Here is a 22,365-nt window from a genome sequence, read left to right on the forward strand (position 1 = left end):
GCCACGCGGCGTGCGACAAAAGACAGAAAAGCGTGCGTCATGAACGGGCGAACAAGCAAAATTTTCAGGGCGTGGAGCACGCGGCAATGCAGACGGCATCCTTGCGTCGGGCGGCACGTCCACTCGATGGTGGCGTTGCACGCGCGTGGCATTGGCCATTCGCGCACATGCTGGGCGCAATGGACGCAGCCAGCCTGGATGGACGACGCTCACGGCCGGATTCGCGCCGCGCGACGCAAAGCGACCATTGTAGTGACATGCCGCCAGGCTGCGGTGAAAAAAGCGTCGTGCGGCGCGCATGCCGGGGACGGGAGCTAGAATGCGGCATCATCAAACGTTTCGGAACGTATAACCATGCGCATCTTGCTAGTCGAAGATGACCGGATGATCGCCGAAGGCGTGCGCAAGGCGCTGCGCGGCGAAGGCTTCGCGGTCGACTGGGTGGAAGACGGCGAGGCGGCGCTGCGTGCGGCGAGCGACCAGCTTTACGACATGGTGCTGCTCGATCTCGGGCTGCCCAAACGCGACGGTCTCGACGTGTTGCGTACGCTGCGCACGCGCGGCCACTCGCTGCCGGTGCTGATTCTCACCGCACGCGACGCGGTGGCCGACCGCGTCAAGGGCCTCGACGCCGGCGCCGACGACTACCTCGTCAAGCCTTTCGACCTCGACGAGCTCGGCGCCCGCATGCGCGCGCTGATCCGGCGTCAATCCGGCCGCAGCGATTCGACGATCCGCCACGGCAACCTGACGCTCGATCCGGCGTCGCATCAGGTCACTCTCGACGGCGCGCTGGTCGCGTTGTCGGCGCGTGAATTCGCGCTGCTCGAAGCGCTGCTCGCGCGGCCCGGCGCGGTGCTGTCGAAGAGTCAGCTCGAAGAAAAAATGTACGGCTGGGGCGAGGAGATCGGCAGCAATACGGTCGAGGTCTACATTCACGCGCTGCGCAAGAAGCTCGGCGCGGAGCTGATCCGCAACGTGCGCGGGCTCGGCTACATGATCGCGAAGGAAGCCTGAGCCGATGCGCTCGATTCGCCGTCAACTGCTGGTCTGGCTGCTGGCGCTGGTGTTGCTCGGCGTCGGCATTGCGGGTTGGCTGATCTACCGGCAGGCGCTCGCCGAAGCCAACGAACTGTTCGATTACCAGCTGGAGCAGATCGCCGCGGCGCTGCCGTCGGAACCGTTCTCGCAAGTGCTCGGTTCGCGCGATACCGGCGACGAAGGCATCGTGCTGCAGATCTGGAACCGCAACGGCATGCTCATGTACTACTCGCGTCCGCGTGCGCCGCTTGCGCCGCGCGCCGAACTCGGCTTTTCGACCGAGCACACGGAGCGCGGCGAGTGGCGCGTGTATGGCGCGATCGTCGGCGATAACGTCGTGCAGCTGGCGCAGCCGCTCTCGGTGCGCAACCGGCTGGCCGCCAACGTGGCGCTGCGCACGTTGTGGCCATTGATCGTGCTGCTGCCGTTGCTGGGCCTCGCGGTGTGGGTGATCGTCGGACGCGGGCTGAAACCGTTGCGGCGCGTGACGAGCGCACTCGACGCGCGTCGTCCGGAGGCGCTCGAGCCCTTGCCGGATCAGCGGTTGCCGCTCGAAGTGCAACCGCTCGTGCGCGCGTTGAACGGGCTGCTCGCGCGGCTCGCCACGGCGCTCGATACGCAGAAAGCCTTTGTCGCCGATGCCGCGCACGAATTGCGCACGCCGCTTGCGGCCGTGCAGATTCAGGCGCAACTCGTGGGCCGCGCGAAAGACGAGACCGCCCGCAGTGAAGCGCTCGCGGATCTGCAAGCGGGTGTCACGCGCGCCACACGTCTGGCCGAGCAATTGCTGGCGCTCGCGCGTTCGGAACCGGACGGCGTCAGCGCCACCGACGCGATCGATCTGCGCGCATTGCTGCAGGAATGCGTCGCGGCTTACGCGCCGCTTGCGCTGAATCGTGGCGTCGATCTCGGCGTCGAGGCGAGCGAAGCGGCCACCGTGACCGGCGATGCCGATGCGCTGCGCGCGATGTTCAACAACCTCGTCGATAACGCCACCAAGTACACCCCGCAGGGTGGCCGCGCGGACGTCAGCCTGCGTGTCGAAGACGGGCATCCGGTGGTGCGGATCGCCGACAGCGGACCGGGGATCGATCCGGCCGAGCGCGATCGCGTGTTCGATCGCTTCTATCGCGCCGGCGCCGGGGCGAATCGCGCGTGCACCGACGTGGCGGGCAGCGGGCTGGGGCTTGCGATCGTGCGCCGGATCGCCACGCAACACCATGCGGCCGTGTCGCTCGATGAATCGCCGGCGGGCGGCTTGCAGGTCACGGTGCGCTTCTGACGGCGGGCCTTACGATTCGTCAGCATGTCTGAACGAGGCCTGAAACGCGCATCGAACATAGGTTCTCGCGATCTGGCGCTGCTTAAGACTCCTTTAAGCGATGCGACGTACGCTCCCCGACATTCCAAAGCCCCCTTTCTCCAGTCAGGAGTTCACGATGAACGCGAAAACCTTGTCCCGCAGCGCTGTTGCAGCAGCTGTCGCCGTGGCGCTCTCCGCGGGCTATGTGGCGGGCCACCGCGACGTGCCGGCACCGCAGATCATCGCGCCGGCGCAAGCCGCCGCCATGATGCCTGCCGAGGCCGCCGCCAAAACCGGCATCCCCGATTTCTCAGGTCTGGTCGAAACGTATGGCCCGGCCGTCGTCAACATCAGCGCGAAGCACGTGGTCAAGCAGGCCGCGCTGCGCGGTAATCGCGGCAACGCCGGCGGCAATCAGTTGCCAATCGATCCGAGCGATCCGTTCTATCAGTTCTACAAGCATTTCTTCGGCGGTATGCCGGGCATGCAAGGCGGCGGTGACGGTGGCGACGGCGGCGAAGCGCCTGATCAGCCGAGCGCGAGCCTGGGCTCCGGGTTCATCGTCAGCAATGACGGTTATATCCTGACCAATGCACACGTGGTCGATGGCGCGAACGTCGTTACCGTGAAGCTCACCGACAAGCGCGAATTCAAGGCGAAGGTGATCGGCGCCGACAAGCAGTCCGACGTCGCCGTGCTGAAGATCGACGCGAAGGACCTGCCCACGGTGAAGATCGGCGATCCGCGCCAAAGCAAGGTGGGCCAGTGGGTGGTCGCGATCGGTTCGCCCTACGGTTTCGACAACACCGTGACTTCGGGCATCATCAGCGCGAAATCGCGCTCGCTGCCTAACGAAAACTACACGCCGTTCATCCAGACCGACGTGCCGGTGAACCCCGGCAATTCGGGTGGCCCGCTCTTCAACCTGCAAGGCGAAGTGATCGGCATCAACTCGATGATCTATTCGCAGACTGGCGGGTTCCAGGGGCTTTCGTTTGCGATTCCGATCAACGAAGCGATCAAGGTCAAGGACGACCTCGTCAAAACGGGTCACGTGAGCCGCGGCCGTCTCGGCGTTGCCGTGCAGGGTATGAACCAGACGCTGGCCAATTCGTTCGGCATGCAAAAGCCGCAAGGCGCGCTGGTCAGCTCGGTCGATCCGGGCGGCCCGGCCGCCAAGGCCGGTTTGCAGCCGGGCGACGTGATCCTGTCAGTGAACGGCGAGCCGGTCACCGACTCGTCGGCTCTGCCGGCGCAGGTCGCGGGTCTCGCGCCGGGCAGCTCGGCCACCCTGCAGGTGTGGCGCGACAAGGCCACCAAGGACTTGAAGGTGACCATCGGCTCGTTCTCGGACAAGAAGGTCGCGTCGGACAAGGCCGATCAGCCAACCCAGTTGCAGGGTCGTCTTGGCGTGGCAGTGCGGGCTTTGACACCGGAAGAGAAGAGCGGCGCGTCGGTGTCGCACGGTCTGCTGGTGCAGCAATCGGGCGGTGCGGCCGCAAGCGCCGGCATTCAGCCGGGCGACGTGATTCTGGCGGTCAACGGCCGGTCGGTCACGAGCGTCGACCAGTTGAAGCAGATGATCAGCAGCGCCGGCAACAGCATCGCGTTGCTGATCCAGCGCGACAACGCGCAGATCTTCGTGCCGGTCGACCTCGGCTGATCGCTGCTGATGAGCGGCAGGCCCGGACCGATCATCCGGGCGACAGTTTGACCGACGGATCGTCCGATCCGTTCGGTGGTTGAAGTAACGATTGCCGGTCCTTTTGCATTTACTGCAAAAGGACCGGTTTTTTTTCGCCTCATCAAAAGCCGTTGACGAAGGGCCGCGCACCACGCGGCGCGATGTGGCGGCGCCTCCCAGCCGCCATGGCCGAGCAGTTGGCACGCGCATTGCAGCTGCATTCATTAACTCCCGGACCCATCGCGGGATACGGACGACAAGGACCTCAAAGGGAGCGAATGATGAAAACCCAACGCAATCAGCGAAGGTTCGCAGCAGTTGCGGCATGCACAGCCCTCACGCTCGGTCTGGCAGGCGGCGCGCATGCGCAGCAGCAGGCAAGCGAGGTGGTGGGCGGCACAACTACCGATAACACTAGCGCAGGCAACACCAACGGCGGCGGCATGCCGCAAATCCAGCAACACGGGGACGTTTCGTACGTGTCGGGCGGCGTCGGTCTCGACGAATCAAAGGCGCTGCAACAGGCGCAGAGCCAGTGGCCGCTGTCGCTGCGCTTTACGGGCCCCAGCGCCGAGTTTCTCGCCGACGTTCAGGTGCGACTGGTCGATGCGCACAACGCCGAAGTGTTGAACACCGCGTCGCGCGGACCATACATGCTGGTCAGGGTGCACCCCGGTCAGTACACCGTACATGCGCGTTATAAGGACGAGGAGCAGACCAGATCGGTGACGGTCCCGGCGACGGGCACCGCCAAATCCGCGTTTTACTGGAACATGAAGTAGGCGTAAGAGGACCGGTTTGGGCTTGATGGACCAGCGTTGCGGCGCACCGCCGGACCTCTCGCAGGAAGGACGCGCAATCGGCTGGAGTTTGGCCGATAATGAAGAAACGGTCACGCCCGCGCCTTGCCTGTTTGTCCGACCGCACACCATCAAGGAGCCGAGACATGAGCGATGCCTTGACACCTCACGGCAGCCCCGGCGCGAGCACGGGCGGTCCCACCATCGCGATCACCGGCAACAGTCATCGGGTGCGCGTGATCCACGGCGGCGTGACCATGGCCGATACGCAAGCGGGGCTTACCCTCACGGAAACCGGTCTGCCGGACGTGTTCTATTTCCCGCGGGAGCACGTGAACATGGCGCGGCTCGAACGCTCTACGCACACTTCGCACTGCCCGTTCAAGGGCGAGGCTTCATACTTCCACTTGCGCACCGAAGACGGCCTGATCGAAAACGCCGCCTGGAGCTATGAGACACCGTTCGAGCAGGTCGTACAGATCAAAGGGTATCTCGCGTTTTACGCATCACGCGTCGACCGCATTGATCAGACGTCCTGATCCCGCTGTCGCGCGTTCATCGGGGAGGCTGCCATGGAACTGAACGACGCGTTACGGATTCCGCTTGCGCTGTCCGATGTATGGGACGCGTTGCAAGACCTCGCGATCTTGCGTGCCAGCCTCGACAATTGTGAATCGTTCACGCGCCTCGCGCATGGCGAATATGCACTGACCATGACCGTGCCGCTCGGTCCGTTACGCGCGCGTTATGAAGCGCGCGCCCACGTGGCCGGCCAGGATTCCGGACCGGCGGACGCGCAGCGCCGCACCATCAACTTCAAGGCGCGCGCCGAAGGCGTCGGCGCGTTGCGCGGCCAGATCGAAGTACGCTTGCGCGCGGACGAGGGCGTGTATGGCAGCGGCAAGGAGCGCGGCACGCGGATCGACTACACGATCTGGGCGACTTCGTCCGGTCCGCTCGCCGAGTTGCCGACCCGTCAGCTCGAAAACGCGCTGTGCCAACTGGCCGACGACTTCTTCACCGAATTCGACGCGGTCGTGCGGGCCAAGCATGGCCAGGGTCCGAATCGCGCACGCGGTTCCGCGGCGCGTCGCCAGCACGTGTTCCTGCGGCCTATCTCACTCGGTGGCATCGCGCGGCGCACGCGCATGGATCACGGCAACGTGCTGACGAGGCGGACGGCAAGTGCATCGCATGGTGCCTCGCAGGGTTTTTCGCATGGAGTTTCGCATCAGCAGCCGAACCCGCACGTCGTGCCCAATTGGGCTTGGGCGGGGATGATCTTTCTGGTCGCGCTGTTGCTGTACCTTGCGCGCTGGCTTAGCGAGCATTGACGGATCGATGCGTGTGCGACCGTGACGGCACGCGCGGTTGTCGCGTCGGCGCGACTACGAAATTTCGGTGCAACGCTACGAAACGCTGTGGGTTACGCGGCGCCGATGCGCGACCGTTGCCGGACCGCGCCGCCCGCGCCGCATTGACTCTTTTGCGCATCCTCGCGCGCCGCCGCAAGCGTTCAGCCGCCGGCGGGCTCTCAGCGGCGCTCTCCGCTGCGTTCACGTGCCTCGAAACTCCCGCCGCCACGCGGATGGCGACGTGCGGAACGCGTCCGCGAAATGTTGCCGCAGCGACGCGGCCGAGCCGAAACCCGCAATCCCCGCGATGGCTTCCACCGATTCATCGCTGCTTTCCAGCAACTGCTGCGCGCGAGCGAGCCGCTGGGCCAGCAACCACGCGTGGACCGTCGTGCCGGTGGCGAGCCGGAAGCGTCGCGTGAAGGTGCGGCGGCTCATCAGGGCGCGCGTGGCGAGCGTGTCGAGCGTATGCGGCAGATCCAGGTTGCCGCTCACCCAGTCCAACAGGCCTGACAGTCGGTCGCCCCGCAGGTTCGGCGGCATCGGCTGCTCAACGAATTGCGCCTGACCGCCTTGCCGGTGCGGCGATACCACCAGCCTGCGCGCCACATGGTTAGCCACCTGCGCGCCGCACAGGTTGCGCAGCAGGTGCAGGCAGCAATCGAGCCCGGCGGCGGTGCCGGCCGAGGTCAGCACGTTGCCAGCGTCGACATAGAGCACGTCCGGGTCGAGCCGCACGCGCGGATAGCGGCGCGCGAAATCGTCGGCCCACGCCCAGTGGGTAGAAGCCAGGCGATCGTCGAGGATGCCTGCGGCGGCCAGCACGAACGCCCCCAGGCACAGTCCGACCAGTTGCGTGCGGCGCGCGTGGGCCGCGCGCAATGCGGCGAGCAGCGCGGCGGGCGGCGTCTCGTCCGGGTCGCGCCAGCTCGGCACGATGATCGTGTGGGCGTCGGCGAGCGCTTCGAGTCCGTGCGTGACGGCGATCGAAAAGCCGGCGGTGGTGGTCAGTGGGCCCGTCTCGGCGGCACAGACGCGAAAGTCGAAAACCGGCACACCGCCGCTGCGGCGATCCTCGCCGAATACCACGCACGGCACCGACAGATGGAATGGACTGATGCGGTCGAACGCGACCACGGCGACGATGTGGCGGGGCGCGTCGTCGCGCGCCGCACCGGAACAAGCAGGCGTAGCCATCGGCCACCTCGCGAAAGCAACGATGGCCCGATTCTAGCGAATCTTGTCATTTGGGCCGCTATCGTGAAAGCGGCGGCGGGCGAACAATGCAGCCACTGCCGCTGCGCCCGCCCATGTTCACGGCGGCCCGCGCCGCGCAAGCCTTCATTCCTTCACCCGACAGGAGCTTTGCCATGACCACGCCGCGCCGTGCGCTAATCGTCATCGACGTGCAGAACGAATACGTGACCGGCGATCTGCCGATCGAATTCCCGGACGTACAGACCTCGCTCGCCAACATCGGCCGCGCGATGGATGCGGCGCGGGCCGCCGGCGTGCCGGTGGTGGTCGTGCAGAACTTCGCGCCGGCCACCTCGCCGCTGTTCGCGCGGGGCAGCGCCGCGGCGGAGCTGCATCCCGTGGTGGGCTCGCGCGCTCACGATCACTACGTGGAGAAATCCCTGCCCAGCGCGTTCGCGGGCACCGATCTGGCCGACTGGCTCGCCGCGCAACGCATCGACACGCTGACGGTAACCGGCTACATGACCCACAACTGCGATGCGTCGACCATCAACCACGCGGTTCACGCCGGCCTGGCGGTCGAATTCCTGCACGACGCGACCGGCTCGGTGCCGTACGAGAACAGTGCGGGGTTCGCGAGCGCGCAGGACATCCACCGGGTTTTCAGCGTGGTGCTGCAATCGCGCTTCGCGGCGGTGGCGAGTACGGACGACTGGATCGCGGCGGTGAAAAACGGCACGCCGTTGGAGCGCGGCAACATCTATACGTCGAATCAGACGGCGCGGGCTCGCCGGGAGGTCGCTTAAAGCCCGCTTGACGCGCGCTTAAAGCGGGTGAGTTGTAGCGGACCGGTAATGAAGCGCGGCATCGAGCAGCCGCTCACTCGAGTTGCGGGATCGAGCCGCCGCCCCCAAGTGCCGCGATTCAACAAAAACGGGCGGGTTACGCACCCGCCCGTTCTTTTGCGCCAGCCATTGCCGGCGCGACGACTGAACCGCCGGCCTGCCGGCTCGCCGCTACGGATTCCTCTTGCGCAACGCCGGGCTCGAGCGCACCGCGTCGAATATGCCTTCGACCATCTGTTGCGCATGGGCGCCGAAATTGGTGGCATCGGGCAGGAACAGCATGTCACGCAGCGAACCGCTGACAAACGCATGCACCATCGCGGTGGCCAGCTTCGTGTCCAGCTCCGCGGGGAGTTGTCCTTTGGAGATCGCGTTGCGCAGACCGCCTTCGATTTTCGACAGCCCCTCGCGCATGTTGGTCTGATAGCGGACCATCACCGGGCCCATTTCCTCGACCAGCTCGCATTTCAGAAACAGGATGTCGAACACTCGCCGGCGGTGCGGGTCGTTGGCGGTGTCGCGCAGACAGACGATGCAGACTTCCATCAGGCGCCCGAGCGGATCGGGCTCGTTGGGATCGACCGATGCGGCCGTGAGTTCGTCCAGCGGCAGCAGCACGCGGTCGAACATTTCGGTGAACAGATCGCTTTTGTGCGCGAAATGCCAGTAAATCGCGCCGCGCGTGACGCCGGCCGCTTGCGCGATGTCGGCGAGCGATGTGCGCGATACGCCTTTCTCGAAGAAGACGCGTTCGGCAGCATCGAGAATGCGTGTGCGCGTCTCCAGCGCCTCTTCTTTGGTTCTTCGGACCATATTGTTATGACTTGTCTGAACTGTGGGGGTTTTCCCGGGCAGTTTTAAGTCAGCCCGATGAGAATCCATCTACGGTTGAGCGTTTTTTGTGAGCGATCTTGCGGCCCCTGGCCCACACGAGATGCAAATGCACTTTTACATGCATTCGTGAATGTATATATAATAGCACCCCACGATCGGATAGCCCAAGCTGTGACGACCGGTTAATATCCGTCACTATCGCTTTCAAACGCTCTTGCGCCTTGCCCCAGTGGGTGGCGCCGTGCGGCATTCCCCGGTATGGCGCATTTCCCAGCACGATGCCCTGCAGGTGTGATTGGCAATTCCATGGGCTCCCGGTCAAGCGTCGCAAGACGCATGTGTGCGCTGTCGTCCCCCGGGGTAGGGATGCGCGCACTTTTTCATTCTCAGTCTTTGACAGAGGTCGCTCCATGCGCGTCGAACGGGTTCCATTCCGCTTAATCAGTGCCGCGACGGCTGCCGTATTGCTGGCAGCGTGCGGACCAAAACAATCTGCCCCGCCGCCACAGGCGCCCGAAGTCGGCGTCGTCACCCTCCAGCCGACGACCGTGCCGGTCGTCACCGAACTGCCTGGCCGCACCAGCGCCTTCCTCGTCGCGCAAGTGCGCGCTCGGGTCGACGGCATCGTGTTGCGCCGCGAGTTCACGGAAGGCAGTCAGGTGAAGGCCGGCCAGCGTCTGTACAAGATCGATCCGGCGCCGTATATCGCCACCTTGAACAACGCCAAGGCATCGCTGGCGAAGGCGCAGGCCAACCTCGTATCGACCACCGCGCAGGCTAACCGCTACAAGGTGCTGGTCGCCGCGAACGCGGTCAGCAAGCAGGACTACGACAATGCGGTCGCCGCGCAAGGCCAGGCCGCCGCCGACGTCGCCGCGGGCAAGGCGGCGGTCGACACGGCGCAGATCAACCTCGGCTACACCGACGTCACCTCGCCGGTGACCGGCCAGATCGGTGTATCGCAGGTTACGCCGGGCGCATTCGTGCAGGCGAGCGCCGCCACGCTGATGGCGACCGTCCAGCAACTTGATCCGGCCTATGTGGACCTGACGCAATCGAGCCTCGACGGTCTGAAGCTGCGCCGCGACATGCAGGAAGGCCGGCTGAAGACGACCGGCCCGGGCGCCGCGCAGGTGTCGCTGATTCTCGAAGACGGCCGCGTCTATCCGGAGAAAGGCAAGCTGCAGTTCACCGACGTGACAGTCGACCAGGGCACGGGCTCGGTCACGGTTCGCGCGATCTTCAAGAACGCCGACAAGGTGCTGCTGCCGGGCATGTTCGTGCGCGCGAAGATCGAGGAAGGCGTCAACCAGAACGCGCTCATCGTGCCGCAAGTCGGCGTCACGCATGACCAGAAAGGCCAGCCGACCACGCTGGTGGTTGGCGCCGACAACAAGGTCGAATTGCGTCAGATCGTCACCACGGGCACGTTCGGCACGTACTGGGTGGTCGCAAGCGGCGTGAAGCCCGGCGATCGCGTGATCGTCCAGGGTACCGACAAGGCGCGCCCCGGCCAGCCGGTCAAGCCCGTTGCCGCACAACTTCCCACTACCGCCGCTTCCGACGCAGCCGCTCAAGGCGCGCCGGCCGCCAACGGTGCTGCGAAGACGGCTCAACCTGCCGCTGCTGCATCGGGCGCGTAATAACAGGGAGCCCGCTTCATGGCAAAGTTCTTCATTGATCGCCCGATTTTTGCATGGGTGATCGCCATCATTCTGATGCTCGCGGGTATCGCGTCGGTCTTCACATTGCCGATCGCGCAATATCCGACGATCGCGCCGCCGGCCGTGCAGATCAGCGCAACGTACCCGGGTGCGTCGGCGAAGACGGTGGAAAACACCGTCACGCAGGTGATCGAGCAGCAGATGAGTGGTCTCGACCACTTGCTGTATCTGGCGTCCACATCGGACGACTCGGGTACGGCAACCATCACGCTGACGTTTGCCGCCGGCACCAATCCTGACATCGCGCAGGTGCAGGTGCAGAACAAGCTGCAGCTCGCCACGCCGTTGCTGCCGTCAGCCGTGCAGCAGCAGGGCACCAGGGTCACGAAGTCGAGCAGCAGCTTCCTGCTGGTGATGGCGTTCGTGTCCGAAGACGGCAGCATGAGCAAGTACGACCTGGCGAACTATGTCGCGTCGAACATTCAGGACCCGATCAGCCGGATCGACGGCGTGGGTACGGTCACGCTGTTCGGCTCGCAGTACGCGATGCGGATCTGGCTCGACGCGAACAAGCTGAACAACTTCGGCCTCACGCCAGTCGACGTGCAAACCGCGTTGACGGCGCAGAACGTGCAGGTGGCGGGCGGCTCGCTCGGCGGCACGCCGTCGGTGCCGGGCCAGGTGCTGCAGGCCACCATTACCCAGGCCACGCTGCTGAATACGCCTGAACAGTTCGGCAACGTGCTGCTGAAGGTGAATACGGACGGCTCGCAGGTGCGTCTGCGCGACGTGGCGCACATCGAACTGGGTGGCGAAAACTACAACTTCGACACCAAGTACAACGGGCAGCCCACGGCAGGCTTCGGTGTTCAGCTCGCCACCGGCGCCAACGCGCTCGCTACCGCGAAGGCGGTGCGCGCGAAGATCACCGAACTGTCGAAGTACTTCCCGCACGGCCTCGTGGTGCAGTATCCGTACGACACCACGCCGTTCGTGCGCCTGTCGATCGAAGAAGTGGTCAAGACGCTGCTCGAAGGTATCGTGCTGGTGTTCCTGGTCATGTACCTGTTCCTGCAGAACCTGCGCGCCACGCTGATCCCGACGATCGCCGTGCCGGTGGTGCTGCTGGGTACGTTCGCGATCATGGGCATCGTAGGCTTCTCGATCAACACGCTGTCGATGTTCGGGCTCGTGCTGGCGATCGGCCTGTTGGTGGACGATGCGATCGTGGTGGTGGAAAACGTCGAGCGGGTGATGCAGGAAGAGGGCTTATCGCCTCGCGAGGCGACCCGCAAGGCGATGGACCAGATTACCGGCGCGCTGGTCGGCGTGGCGCTCGTGCTGTCGGCGGTGTTCGTGCCGGTGGCGTTCTCGGGCGGTTCGGTCGGCGCTATTTACCGGCAGTTCTCGCTGACGATCGTGGCGGCGATGGTGCTGTCCGTGCTGGTCGCGTTGATTCTGACGCCGGCGCTGTGCGCGACGATTCTCAAGCCGATCGAAAAGGGTCACCAGGAAAGAGCCACCGGTTTCTTCGGCTGGTTCAACCGCACGTTCAACCGCAGCCGCGACAAGTATCACTCGGGCGTGCACCACGTGATCAAGCGCTCGGGCCGTTGGCTGATCATCTACATGGTGGTGATCTTCGCGGTCGGCCTGCTGTTCGTCAGGTTGCCGAAGTCGTTCCTGCCCGACGAGGACCAGGGCACGATGTTCGTGCTGGTGCAAACGCCCTCGGGTTCGACCCAGGAAACCACGGCGCGGGCGCTGAAGGACGTGTCCGACTATCTGCTCAACGAGGAGAAGTCGATCGTCGAATCGACCTTCACGGTGAACGGCTTCAGCTTCGCCGGCCGTGGCCAGAACGCGGGTCTCGTGTTCGTGCGGATGAAGGACTATGCGCAGCGCCAGCATGCGGACCAGAAGGTGCAGGCGCTGGTGGGCCGTCTGTTCATGCACTTCAGCACCTACAAGAACGCAGTGGTGTATCCGGTCAATCCGCCGTCGATTCCTGAACTCGGCACGGCCGCGGGCTTCGACTTCCAGTTGCAGGATCGTGGGGGTATCGGTCACAGCAAGCTGATGGAAGCGCGCAACATGCTGCTGGGCCTTGCGGCGAAAGATCCGACGCTGGCTCAGGTGCGTCCGAACGGCCTGAACGATACGCCGCAGTTCAGGGTGAGCATCGACCACGAGAAGGCTTCGGCGCTTGGCGTCTCGCTGGCCACGATCGACCAGACGTTCTCGATCGCGTGGGCGTCGCAATACGTGAACAACTTCCTCGATATCGACGGCCGGATCAAGAAGGTGTTTCTGCAGGCCGATGCGCCTTTCCGCATGAAACCGGAAGACGTGAACGGCTGGTTCGTGCGCAACAGCGCGGGCGCGATGGTGCCGTTCTCGGCGTTCGCGAACACCGAGTGGGCGTTCGGTTCGCCGAAGCTCGAACGCTACAACGGTATCTCGTCGATGGAAATCCAGGGCGCAGCGGCACCGGGCAAGTCGACCGGTCAGGCGATGACGGCCATGGAAGCCATCGTGGCGAAGTTGCCGGCGGGCATCGGCTACGAATGGACGGGCCTGTCGTTGCAGGAGCGCCAGTCCGGTTCGCAGGCGCCGATTCTGTACGGCATCTCGATCCTCGTCGTGTTCCTGTGTCTCGCGGCACTGTATGAAAGCTGGTCGATCCCGTTCTCGGTGATCATGGTGGTGCCGCTCGGCGTGATCGGCGCACTGCTGGCCGCGACGCTGCGCGGGCTCGAGAACGACGTGTTCTTCCAGGTGGGGCTGTTGACCACGGTCGGCCTGTCGGCGAAGAACGCGATTCTGATCGTCGAGTTCGCCCGCGAACTGCAGCAAAGCGAAGGGATGGGGCCGATCGAGGCCGCGCTGGAAGCGGCGCGTCTGCGGTTGCGCCCGATCCTGATGACCTCGCTCGCGTTCATTCTCGGTGTGCTGCCGCTCGCGATCAGCAATGGCGCGGGCTCGGCCAGCCAGCACGCGATCGGTACCGGTGTGATCGGCGGGATGTTGACGGCAACCTTCCTCGCCATTTTCATGATCCCGATGTTCTTCGTCGTGATCCGCGCGAAGTTCGGCGGAGAGAAGGAAGACCCGGATGAGGCACTCGCGCATTACAACCAGCACCATCCGCATGATCCGCAAGGTGGCGGGGCGGCTGGCGGGTCGGACGATAAAGGCTCGGGCAAGGACGGACACTGAGATGCAAAAACATTCCCTGATTGCAGTGGCGGTCGCGTTGCTCGCCGCGGGCTGCACGATGGCGCCGCGGTATCAGCGCCCGGATGCGCCCGTGACGGCGACCTTCCCGACGGGCGGTGTGTACGACACGCAGCCCGGCGCGCCCGGCGGGCGTAGCGCGAACGGCCAGGCCGCTGCCGACATCGGCTGGCGTGAATTCTTCGTCGATCCGCGCATGCAACGGCTGATCGAAATCGCGCTGAAGAACAACCGCGATCTGCGCGTGTCGGTGCTGAACATGCAGGCCTCGGCGGCGCAGTATCGGATCGTTCGCGCCGGCCTGTTCCCGACGCTCGACGCCGCGGCTTCGCAAAGCAAATCGCGTACGCCGAAAGATCTGACGTTCACCGGCCAGACGATTTCCAACTCGTACTCGGTCGGCCTGAACGCGTCGTGGGAAATCGACTTCTTCGGACGGATTCAGAGCCTGAAGGACCAGGCGCTGGCGACCTACCTGGGCACCGCCCAGGCGCGCAAGGCGGCGGAAATCGCGCTGGTCTCGCAGGTGGCGAACCAGTATCTGACGGTGCTCGAACTGGACGACCTGCTGAAGGTCACGGAGAACACGCTGAAGACCGCGGACGAATCGTATCGGATCACCAAAGTTCAGTTCGACACCGGTACGGGCTCGGAACTCGATCTGCGCCAGGCGCAAACGGTGGTCGAGGTGGCGAAGGCGAACCTGCAGTCGCAGGCACGTCTGCGGGCACAGGCCGACAACGCGTTGGTGCTGCTGCTCGGCGAGCCGATGCCCGCCGATCTGCCGCCCGGCTTGACGCTGGACGACCAGCATCTCCTGACGGACGTTCCGGCTGGTTTGCCGTCCGATCTGTTGACGCGTCGTCCGGACATCATGGAGGCCGAAGAGAATCTGCTGGCGGCCAACGCGAATATCGGCGCGGCGCGTGCGGCGTTTTTCCCGAAAGTCTCGCTGACCGGCAGCTTCGGTACGCTGAGCCCGTCGCTCGGCGGTCTGTTCAAGCCGGGTTCGGCGGCATGGAGTTTCGCGCCGTCGATCACGTTGCCGATCTTCGAGGGTGGACAGAACATCGCCAACCTGAATCTCGCCAACATTCAGAAGAACGCCCAGATCGCCACGTATGAGAAAGCGATTCAGACGGCCTTCCGCGAAGTGGCGGATGGACTGGCGGCGCGCGGCACCTTCGATCAGCAGATCGAGGCACTGGAGCGCGATACCTTCGCCGAACAACGTCGACTGGATCTGGCGAACCTGCGGTATACGAACGGTGTCGACAGCTATCTGTCGGTGCTGACCGCGCAGACCGCGCTGTACGTGGCGCAGCAATCGCTGGTTACCGCACGCATGGAGCGCCTGCAGAACCTGGTCACGCTGTACCAGGCGCTCGGCGGCGGCTGGATCGAGCGTACGGGCGAGCAGCCGCGTCCGGCTGACGCGCCGGTCGACTATGGTGCGGCAAGTGCGCCGGTGGCGGCTTCGGCGGCGACCGCGGGCTGAGTCCTTCAGAGTCCTAACTTTTTGCGCTAGCGCTAGCGCTTGCGTGGTGGCGGTTGCCGATTCAGCGCAACTGGTTCACGCGGTGGGGAAAGAAAACGCCACGGCATGCCGCAAGCCTATCGCTTAATCTGTTGAAAAGCGGGGTTTGATTCTGGAAATGGCCCCTGTCAGTCAATGACTTACAGGGGCTTCTTCATGTCGGGTCCGTCCACAAAGCTGTTGGTAAACAGGGGCCGATTGATCAAAACCCCGAGCCCTCGGACGGATGATTTGCCACTTCCAGTGCTATGGGGCGGACCGGAATGACTAGGCAAGAGCAAAAAACAGAACGTAGAAAGGACAAAGGGCGCCGAAGCGCCCTTTCGCAGTAACGGCAGGCTTGTCATCGCCGTATTGCCGTACTGGCTTCTTCGACGCCGAAGCGGAAGAAGTCTCGGAGGAACCCCTTTCGAGGCACGTGCGGAGTGTAGCACAAGATTCATGTCACCTCATCTTGTGCCTTTTGAGCGACAACTTCACCCGTTGTATCAGGTAGCGCGTTAAGTCCAAGTGCGTACCTCGCGCCCTTCTGGATTGCCAGAAAGTCGTCTGGTGAAATCATCAGCGTCGAGTGATAAGTTGCTCTGCCGCCTCTGCGGGGCTTTGTTTTGTAGTAGTTCACTCGAGCCAAGGACACCGTGTACACCATATCGCACTTGGCCCATACCGCCAGTTCCGGATTTTCATCTGGATGTGGGTTGCGACTCAACTTGTGATGGCACTGAAGAACCTTATCCGGCGGCGTAGTAGACAAGGGCACCACTGTTATCAACCGGTCGTTCGTTTTGCTCTTTGAAAGAACGACAACCGACCGAACCTTTACCATTTCGGGCTCCACGAAACCCGTGTAGTCGCAGGTCACAACAGCTCGTAGTCTCGGCTGAAAGCTCAGCCCGGTAGCGTTCTCTTTCAAGTTATCCCCGTGCGGATGGCCGAAATAGGCTGCGGCCACGCCTGTTTGTCGGAGGAGTTCTACTTGAGAACGCGTACACGCATGCAGAACAAAAGCCCCAGTGGATGACCGGGGCTTCAGAAGTACGTGGCGTCGTTCTGCTTCAAAGAAAGCGTTCTATCGACAAAGCCAACGCTCAGCTTGTCAACGGATCAAGCGATAGGCTTGGGCATGCCGTGGCTTTTTTCATGACCGCGCCAATCACGCGGCGCCGGTCTGCTGCGATGACGCTCACTGCAGATCCGCCGCGCGCAGCATCTCATCGCATTTGCGGCTCGTTGCGGGCGCGTCCGTCGAACTCGTGCCCGGCGCGGCGAATCTCGCCTTGTGCGTTCTTCTCGCCGTTCTTCTCGCTCCTAACGCCGTTGAAGATCAGATTCAGCCCCACCGCCGACACCGATGCCAGCAGAATCCCGCTATGCAACAGCGGCGACAGCACCGGCGGCAGCTTCGAGAAGAAGTGCGGCGACACCACCGGCACCAGACCCAGACCGATACTCACCGCGACGATGAACAGGTTGTGATGGGTCTTCACGAAGTCGACCTTCGACAGCACCTTGATGCCATTCGCCGCCACCATGCCGAACATCACGATGCCCGCGCCGCCGAGCACGAAGGCCGGCACCGACGCGACCACTTGCGCCATCTTCGGAAACAGGCCCAGCAGCACCAGGATCACGCCGCCCGTCGCGCAGACGAAGCGGCTCTTCACGCCGGTCACGCCGATCAGGCCGACGTTCTGCGAAAACGAAGTGTGCGGAAACGAGTTGAAGATGCCGCCGATCAGCGTGCCTAGGCCATCGACGCGGAGGCCGCGCACCAGTGTCTTCTGATCGACCGGACGATCGACCATGTCGCCGACCGCGAGAAACATGCCGGTCGATTCGATGAAAGTGACGAACATCACCGTGACCATCGTCGCGATCGACAGCGGATCGAAGTGCGGCAGGCCGAAGTGGAACGGCATCACGAAGCCGACCCACGGCGCGTGCGTGACGCCGTCCATGTTGACGCGCCCGAGCGCCAGCGCGATCACGAAGCCGGCGACGATGCCGAGCAGCACCGAGATGTTGGCGAGGAAACCGCGGGCGAACTTGTTGATCAACAGGATCAGCATCAGCACGACCAGCGACAGACCCAGATAGACCGGGTCGCCGTAGTCGGGATTGCCCACGCCGCCGGCCGCCCAGTCGATGCCGACGCCCATCAGCGACAAGCCGATCACCGAGATCACCACGCCGATCACGACCGGCGGGAAGAAACGCAACAGCTTGCCGACGGTGGGCGCGAGCACGATGCCGATCACGCCGGCGGCGATCGTCGAGCCGAAGATGTCGAGAATGCCGAGCGATGGATTGGTGCCGATTGCAACCATCGGACCGACGGCCGCGAACGTGCAGCCCATGATGACGGGCAGACGGATGCCGAAGACCCACAGACCGAGCGTCTGGATCAGCGTGGCGATGCCGCAGGAAAACAGATCGGCGCTGATCAGAAAGGCAATCTGGTCCTTCGGCAACCTGAGCGCCGCGCCGATGATCAGCGGTACCGCGACTGCGCCGGCGTACATCACGAGAACGTGCTGGATGCCGAGGGTGAGCAACTGGCCCGCGGGCAGTCGCTCGTCGCATGGGTGTACCGTGTTCGTTTGCATATCGTCTGTCTCCACCATCCGGTTTTGGGATGGGTCCAAGGTATCGGCGACGAAAAGGTGCAACAAGACCACTGGGGCCTATTCCGGCATTCCCGGTAACGATATGCGGGGGCGTCGTTTGAAGGGCGAAATAAAGGCGCGTGCCGCGCCGATCGGCGGTGAGCGGCTTTGCAGCGGCGAGGCGGGACTGCTTGTGGACTGCTTGCCGCGCGTGCCCGGCGCGTCGGGATATATGTGAGAATCGATGAGGTGTATCGCGCTTGCCGCATAGTTGTGTTTTCATGCGGCTTGCGATGCGACGGGGTTAACCCGCGATTCTGGATGTTCAGCGTGCGTTCGGGCACGCCGGTCTGCACCGCATTTGAACTTCAATCCACCTCCAATCGGTCTCCAATCGCCCATGAGTTTTCTCGGCATCGATCTCGGCACCGGCTCCCTCAAAGTGGCAATCGTCGACCAACACGGCCGCGAGCAGGCGGTGGCGAGCGTCGCCTATGCGCTCGACACGCCGCATGCGGGTTGGGCCGAGATTTCCGTGCAGACGTGGTGGCGCGCGCTATGTGAAGCGACCGCGCGCTTGCCCGACGGCTTGCGCCACGACGTCCAGGCGATCGGCTTTTCCGGGCAGATGCACGGTGTCGTGCTGATCGACGCTGCCGGCGAAGCCGTGCGGCCCGCGATGCTGTGGCCCGACACGCGAGCGTTGGACCTGCTCGAGGCGTGGCCAGCGCCGCAGCCGAATCCGGTCGCGCCAGGCATGGCCGGCCCGTTGCTGCGCTGGATCGTGTTGCATGAACCGCAGGTCGCGCGCCGCACGCGTTGGGCGCTGCAACCGAAGGACTGGTTGCGCGTCGCGCTCGGCGGTGCGGTGGCGACCGATCCATCCGACGCATGCGCGACCGCGCTCGCCGATCCCGCCGGCGTGTGGGATGCGGCGCTGCTCGAGCGCCTCGAGATTCCGCGTGAATGGTTCGCGCCATTGGCGCCGTCGTATGCGGCGGGGGGCGTGTTGTCGCCGCAGGCGGCGCAGGCGCTTGGTCTGCGCGCCGGCATCGTGCTCGCGACCGGCGCTGCGGATACGCCGTGCGCGGCGCTCGGCAGCGGACTGGTGCACGATGGCGACGCGTTGCTTACCACCGGCACCGGCGGACAGATCGTCGTGCTCGCTGCGCAGGCGCCCGCCGCCGTCAAGGGCTTGCATCGCTATCGGGCGGCGAGCGATCACTGGTATCGGATGGCAGCGATGCAGAACGTTGGCATCGCGTTGGAGCGGGTTCGTGGATGGCTCGGGTATGAATGGGCCGATGCTTATCGTGATGCGTTCGGCGAAACGATGGGCTCGAGCGCAAGCGCTGACAGCAACACCGCCAACACCGCCAACACCGCAGCCGGCCTGACCTTCCTTCCATACCTCACAGGCGAGCGCACGCCGTGGCTCAACCCGCTGGCGCGCGGCGGCTGGCTCGGCCTCGCGCTCGATCACACGCGCGGCACGATGATGCGCGCCGCGTTCGAAGGGGTCGCGTTCTCGCTGCGCGCCGGGCTCGATGCAATTCGCGCGAGCGGCGCGCCGGTGACCACGTTGAAGCTCGCTGGCGGTGGTTCCGTCGATGCGCGTTGGCGTCAACTGCTTGCCGATGCGCTGAACGCCGACCTGTATGCGGTTGATTGTCCAAACGCCGCGCCGCGTGGCGCCGCCATTCTCGGTGGCCTCGCGAGCGGCCATTGGCACGCGGGAGATCTCGCCGCGCTCGCGCCGGGCGCGACCCGCGTCGCGAGTCCGCAAGGCGATGTGGCGCTTGCCGAACGCTATGGGCGCTTTGTCGATCTGTACGGCCGGGTTGAAAGCTGGTTCGGCGCTACGACGCCGCGTTAGCCCACGTCATGTCAGTTGCGGACAATGCCGTGACGCGCTTTGCAATACCATTACGCTTTTCGCACGTTATGCTGGAGCCCGGCCCGCGTTGCCGGTCGGCGCGTGACAGGCGTGACGGCAGGCGTTGCACAGACATCGCACAGATATCTCACAGGCGTCATACGTATCAGGCCCAGCGTGCCAAACGCCACACCCGTTCGCCGCGACGTATCGAAGCGCGACGCGCGTTGCATTCACAGACTCACAGGAGCATTGACGATGAAAACCAAAGCAGCAATCGCATGGAAAGCCGGCGCCCCGTTGACGATCGAAGAGGTCGATCTGGAAGGGCCGCGCGCCGGTGAGGTCCTGATCGAAGTGAAGGCGACGGGTATCTGTCACACCGACTATTACACGCTGTCCGGTGCGGACCCCGAAGGCATCTTCCCGGCGATTCTCGGCCACGAGGGCGCAGGCGTGATCGTCGATACGGGACCGGGCGTCGGCACGCTGAAGAAGGGCGATCACGTGATTCCGCTGTACACGCCGGAATGCCGCCAGTGCAAGTTCTGCCTGTCGCGCAAGACCAATCTCTGTCAGGCGATCCGTGCGACGCAGGGCAAGGGGCTGATGCCGGACGCGACCTCGCGTTTCTCGCTGGATGGCAAGCCGCTGTTTCACTACATGGGCACCTCGACGTTCTCGAACTACATCGTCGTGCCGGAGATCGCGGTGGCGAAGGTGCGTGAAGACGCGCCGTTCGACAAGATCTGCTACATCGGCTGTGGCGTGACGACCGGCGTGGGCGCCGTGGTGTACTCGGCGAAGGTCGAGGCGGGTGCGAACGTGGTGGTGTTCGGTCTGGGCGGCATCGGCCTCAATGTGATTCAAGGCGCGAAGATGGTGGGCGCGGACAAGATTATCGGCGTCGATCTCAACCCAGGCCGTGTCGAGCTGGCGAAGAAGTTCGGCATGACGCACTTCATCAACCCGAATGAAGTGGAGAACGTGGTCGATCACATCGTGCAACTCACCGATGGCGGCGCGGACTATTCGTTCGAATGCATCGGCAATACCAAGGTGATGCGCCAGGCGCTCGAATGCACGCACAAGGGCTGGGGCCAGTCGTTCATCATCGGCGTGGCGGCGGCGGGCGAGGAGATCAGCACGCGTCCGTTCCAGCTGGTGACGGGCCGCGAGTGGAAGGGCTCGGCGTTCGGCGGTGCGCGCGGCCGCACCGACGTGCCGAAGATCGTCGACTGGTACATGGAAGGCAAGATCAATATCGACGATCTGATCACGCACCGTCTGCCGCTCGAACGCATCAACGAAGGCTTCGACCTGATGAAGAGGGGCGAGTCGATCCGCTCGGTCGTTCTCTACTGATGCAGCACTGACCCGGCATTCATCCCGCACTGACACGGCACATAAGGAGAGCTTAACGATGCCTGAACTTTTGTCGTCGCACGCCTGCCACGGCGGCGAGCAGCGTTTCTACCGGCACGACTCGAGCACCATCGGCCTGCCGATGCGCTTCGCGGTGTATCTGCCGCCGCAGGCGTTGCAAGCCAACGCGAAGGTGCCCGCGCTGTTCTATCTCGCGGGTCTCACGTGCACGGAAGAAACCTTTCCGATGAAGGCCGGCGCGCAGCGCTTCGCGGCGCAGCACGGCATCGCGCTGATCGCGCCGGATACCAGCCCGCGCGGCGCAGGTGTGCCGGGCGAAAGCGCGGCGTGGGACTTCGGCGTAGGCGCAGGCTTTTACGTCGACGCGACGCGTGAGCCGTGGGCGCAGCACTATCGGATGTACTCGTACGTGCGTGACGAGCTGCGCGAAACGGTGCTGGCCGGTCTGCCGATCGACGGCGCGCGCCTTGGCATCTTCGGCCATTCGATGGGCGGTCACGGCGCGTTGATGCTGGCGCTGCGCAATCCGCAGATCTATCGGTCGGTGTCGGCGTTCGCGCCGATTGCCGCGCCGATGCGCTGCCCGTGGGGCAAGAAAGCATTCAGCGGCTATCTGGGCGAGAACCGCGAAACGTGGTAGCAGTACGACGCGAGCGAACTGGTGGCGCAGGCATCGCACAAATTCGCGGCAGGGATTCTGGTCGATCAGGGACTCGCGGACCAGTTCCTTGCGGAGCAACTGTATCCGGATGTTTTCGAAGCGGCCTGCCAGGCCGCCGGGCAGCCGCTGACGTTGCGCCGTCATGCCGGGTATGACCATGGCTATTACTTCATCTCCACGTTCATCGAGGATCACATCGCGCATCACGCGAAGGTGCTGCTCGGGTGATGCCTGCGCAGTTCGACGGGACGATGGCGGCGGCACGCGGCTGGGCTGCCGCCATCGAATCATCCGCCTGCGGCGCATTGCCAGTGCGATGTCACTGGGGCGTCACCGCAA

The 22,365-nt window shown here is 64.2% G+C and carries 16 protein-coding genes and 2 pseudogenes; 14 read left to right on the plus strand and 4 right to left on the minus strand.

Annotated features, from left to right (window positions below; translation table 11 throughout):
- From BN2475_RS35110 to BN2475_RS28255, 7 genes are all read left to right on the plus strand, one after another.
- On the plus strand, positions 1-380 hold a 380-nt coding region (locus BN2475_RS35110; protein WP_218023731.1), incomplete at its 5' end, for a hypothetical protein.
- The gene (locus BN2475_RS28230) at positions 355-1,017 is read left to right on the plus strand and encodes a response regulator (protein WP_094782739.1); all 663 of its coding nucleotides are present in this window, start codon (positions 355-357) and stop codon (positions 1,015-1,017) included. The genes BN2475_RS35110 and BN2475_RS28230, both read left to right, overlap by 26 nt.
- A 4-nt stretch (positions 1,018-1,021) precedes the next feature.
- Positions 1,022-2,323 (plus strand): ATP-binding protein, encoded by a 1,302-nt coding sequence (locus tag BN2475_RS28235; RefSeq protein WP_094782740.1) that lies wholly within the window; start codon positions 1,022-1,024, stop codon positions 2,321-2,323.
- A 157-nt stretch (positions 2,324-2,480) separates the two neighbouring features.
- A complete protein-coding gene (locus BN2475_RS28240; protein WP_094782741.1) occupies positions 2,481-4,007 on the plus strand; it encodes a DegQ family serine endoprotease in 1,527 nt (508 codons plus the stop codon).
- Between the two features lie 302 nt (positions 4,008-4,309).
- The gene (locus tag BN2475_RS28245) at positions 4,310-4,810 is read left to right on the plus strand and encodes a hypothetical protein (RefSeq protein ID WP_094782757.1); all 501 of its coding nucleotides are present in this window, start codon (positions 4,310-4,312) and stop codon (positions 4,808-4,810) included.
- A 164-nt stretch (positions 4,811-4,974) separates the two neighbouring features.
- Entirely contained in the window at positions 4,975-5,367 is a 393-nt protein-coding gene (locus BN2475_RS28250; RefSeq protein ID WP_094782742.1) for a DUF427 domain-containing protein, read from the plus strand.
- Positions 5,368-5,400: 33 nt separating this feature from the next.
- Positions 5,401-6,162: an SRPBCC family protein gene (locus BN2475_RS28255; protein WP_094782743.1), complete on the plus strand. Its 762-nt coding sequence runs from the start codon at positions 5,401-5,403 to the stop codon at positions 6,160-6,162.
- Positions 6,163-6,384: 222 nt separating this feature from the next.
- On the opposite strand, the gene BN2475_RS28260 is transcribed toward BN2475_RS28255, so the two are convergent.
- Positions 6,385-7,380 (minus strand): helix-turn-helix domain-containing protein, encoded by a 996-nt coding sequence (locus tag BN2475_RS28260; RefSeq protein ID WP_094782744.1) that lies wholly within the window; start codon positions 7,378-7,380, stop codon positions 6,385-6,387.
- A gap of 173 nt (positions 7,381-7,553) precedes the next feature.
- On the opposite strand from BN2475_RS28260, the gene BN2475_RS28265 reads away from it, so the two are divergent.
- Positions 7,554-8,186: a cysteine hydrolase family protein gene (locus BN2475_RS28265; protein WP_094782758.1), complete on the plus strand. Its 633-nt coding sequence runs from the start codon at positions 7,554-7,556 to the stop codon at positions 8,184-8,186.
- A 210-nt stretch (positions 8,187-8,396) separates the two neighbouring features.
- On the opposite strand, the gene BN2475_RS28270 is transcribed toward BN2475_RS28265, so the two are convergent.
- Positions 8,397-9,038 (minus strand): TetR family transcriptional regulator, encoded by a 642-nt coding sequence (locus BN2475_RS28270; RefSeq protein ID WP_094782745.1) that lies wholly within the window; start codon positions 9,036-9,038, stop codon positions 8,397-8,399.
- A 431-nt stretch (positions 9,039-9,469) separates the two neighbouring features.
- Between BN2475_RS28270 and BN2475_RS28275 the strand changes: the two genes are divergently transcribed.
- Genes BN2475_RS28275 through BN2475_RS28285 form a run of 3 tightly spaced genes read left to right on the plus strand, consistent with a single transcriptional unit; the run spans position 9,470 to position 15,458 of the window.
- Entirely contained in the window at positions 9,470-10,702 is a 1,233-nt protein-coding gene (locus BN2475_RS28275) for an efflux RND transporter periplasmic adaptor subunit (RefSeq protein WP_094782746.1), read from the plus strand.
- A gap of 18 nt (positions 10,703-10,720) precedes the next feature.
- Positions 10,721-13,942, plus strand: a complete 3,222-nt coding sequence (locus BN2475_RS28280; RefSeq protein WP_094782747.1) for an efflux RND transporter permease subunit — start codon at positions 10,721-10,723, stop codon at positions 13,940-13,942.
- Position 13,943: 1 nt separating this feature from the next.
- On the plus strand, positions 13,944-15,458 hold the full coding sequence (locus tag BN2475_RS28285; protein WP_094782748.1) for an efflux transporter outer membrane subunit: 1,515 nt from the start codon (positions 13,944-13,946) through the stop codon (positions 15,456-15,458).
- Between the two features lie 478 nt (positions 15,459-15,936).
- On the opposite strand, the gene BN2475_RS28290 is transcribed toward BN2475_RS28285, so the two are convergent.
- Both BN2475_RS28290 and BN2475_RS28295 read right to left on the minus strand, forming a co-directional pair.
- Positions 15,937-16,449 carry a type II toxin-antitoxin system PemK/MazF family toxin gene (locus tag BN2475_RS28290; protein WP_143325938.1) on the minus strand — a complete coding sequence of 171 codons (513 nt, stop codon included), beginning with the start codon at positions 16,447-16,449 and terminating at the stop codon, positions 15,937-15,939.
- A gap of 231 nt (positions 16,450-16,680) precedes the next feature.
- A pseudogene (locus BN2475_RS28295) lies at positions 16,681-18,103 on the minus strand (nucleobase:cation symporter-2 family protein).
- Between the two features lie 400 nt (positions 18,104-18,503).
- Between BN2475_RS28295 and BN2475_RS28300 the strand changes: the two are divergent.
- The 3 genes and pseudogenes from BN2475_RS28300 to fghA all read left to right on the plus strand — a co-directional run bounded on the left by BN2475_RS28300 (position 18,504) and on the right by fghA (position 22,254).
- Positions 18,504-19,979, plus strand: a complete 1,476-nt coding sequence (locus BN2475_RS28300; protein WP_094782750.1) for a xylulokinase — start codon at positions 18,504-18,506, stop codon at positions 19,977-19,979.
- 258 nt (positions 19,980-20,237) lie between these two features.
- Positions 20,238-21,344 carry an S-(hydroxymethyl)glutathione dehydrogenase/class III alcohol dehydrogenase gene (locus tag BN2475_RS28305; RefSeq protein WP_094782751.1) on the plus strand — a complete coding sequence of 369 codons (1,107 nt, stop codon included), beginning with the start codon at positions 20,238-20,240 and terminating at the stop codon, positions 21,342-21,344.
- Positions 21,345-21,402: 58 nt separating this feature from the next.
- Positions 21,403-22,254: pseudogene (gene fghA / locus BN2475_RS28310) on the plus strand (S-formylglutathione hydrolase).
- The last annotated feature ends 111 nt before the right edge of the window (positions 22,255-22,365 follow it).

The organism is Paraburkholderia ribeironis (genome assembly GCF_900019265.1).
In the GTDB taxonomy this organism is placed as follows: domain Bacteria; phylum Pseudomonadota; class Gammaproteobacteria; order Burkholderiales; family Burkholderiaceae; genus Paraburkholderia; species Paraburkholderia ribeironis.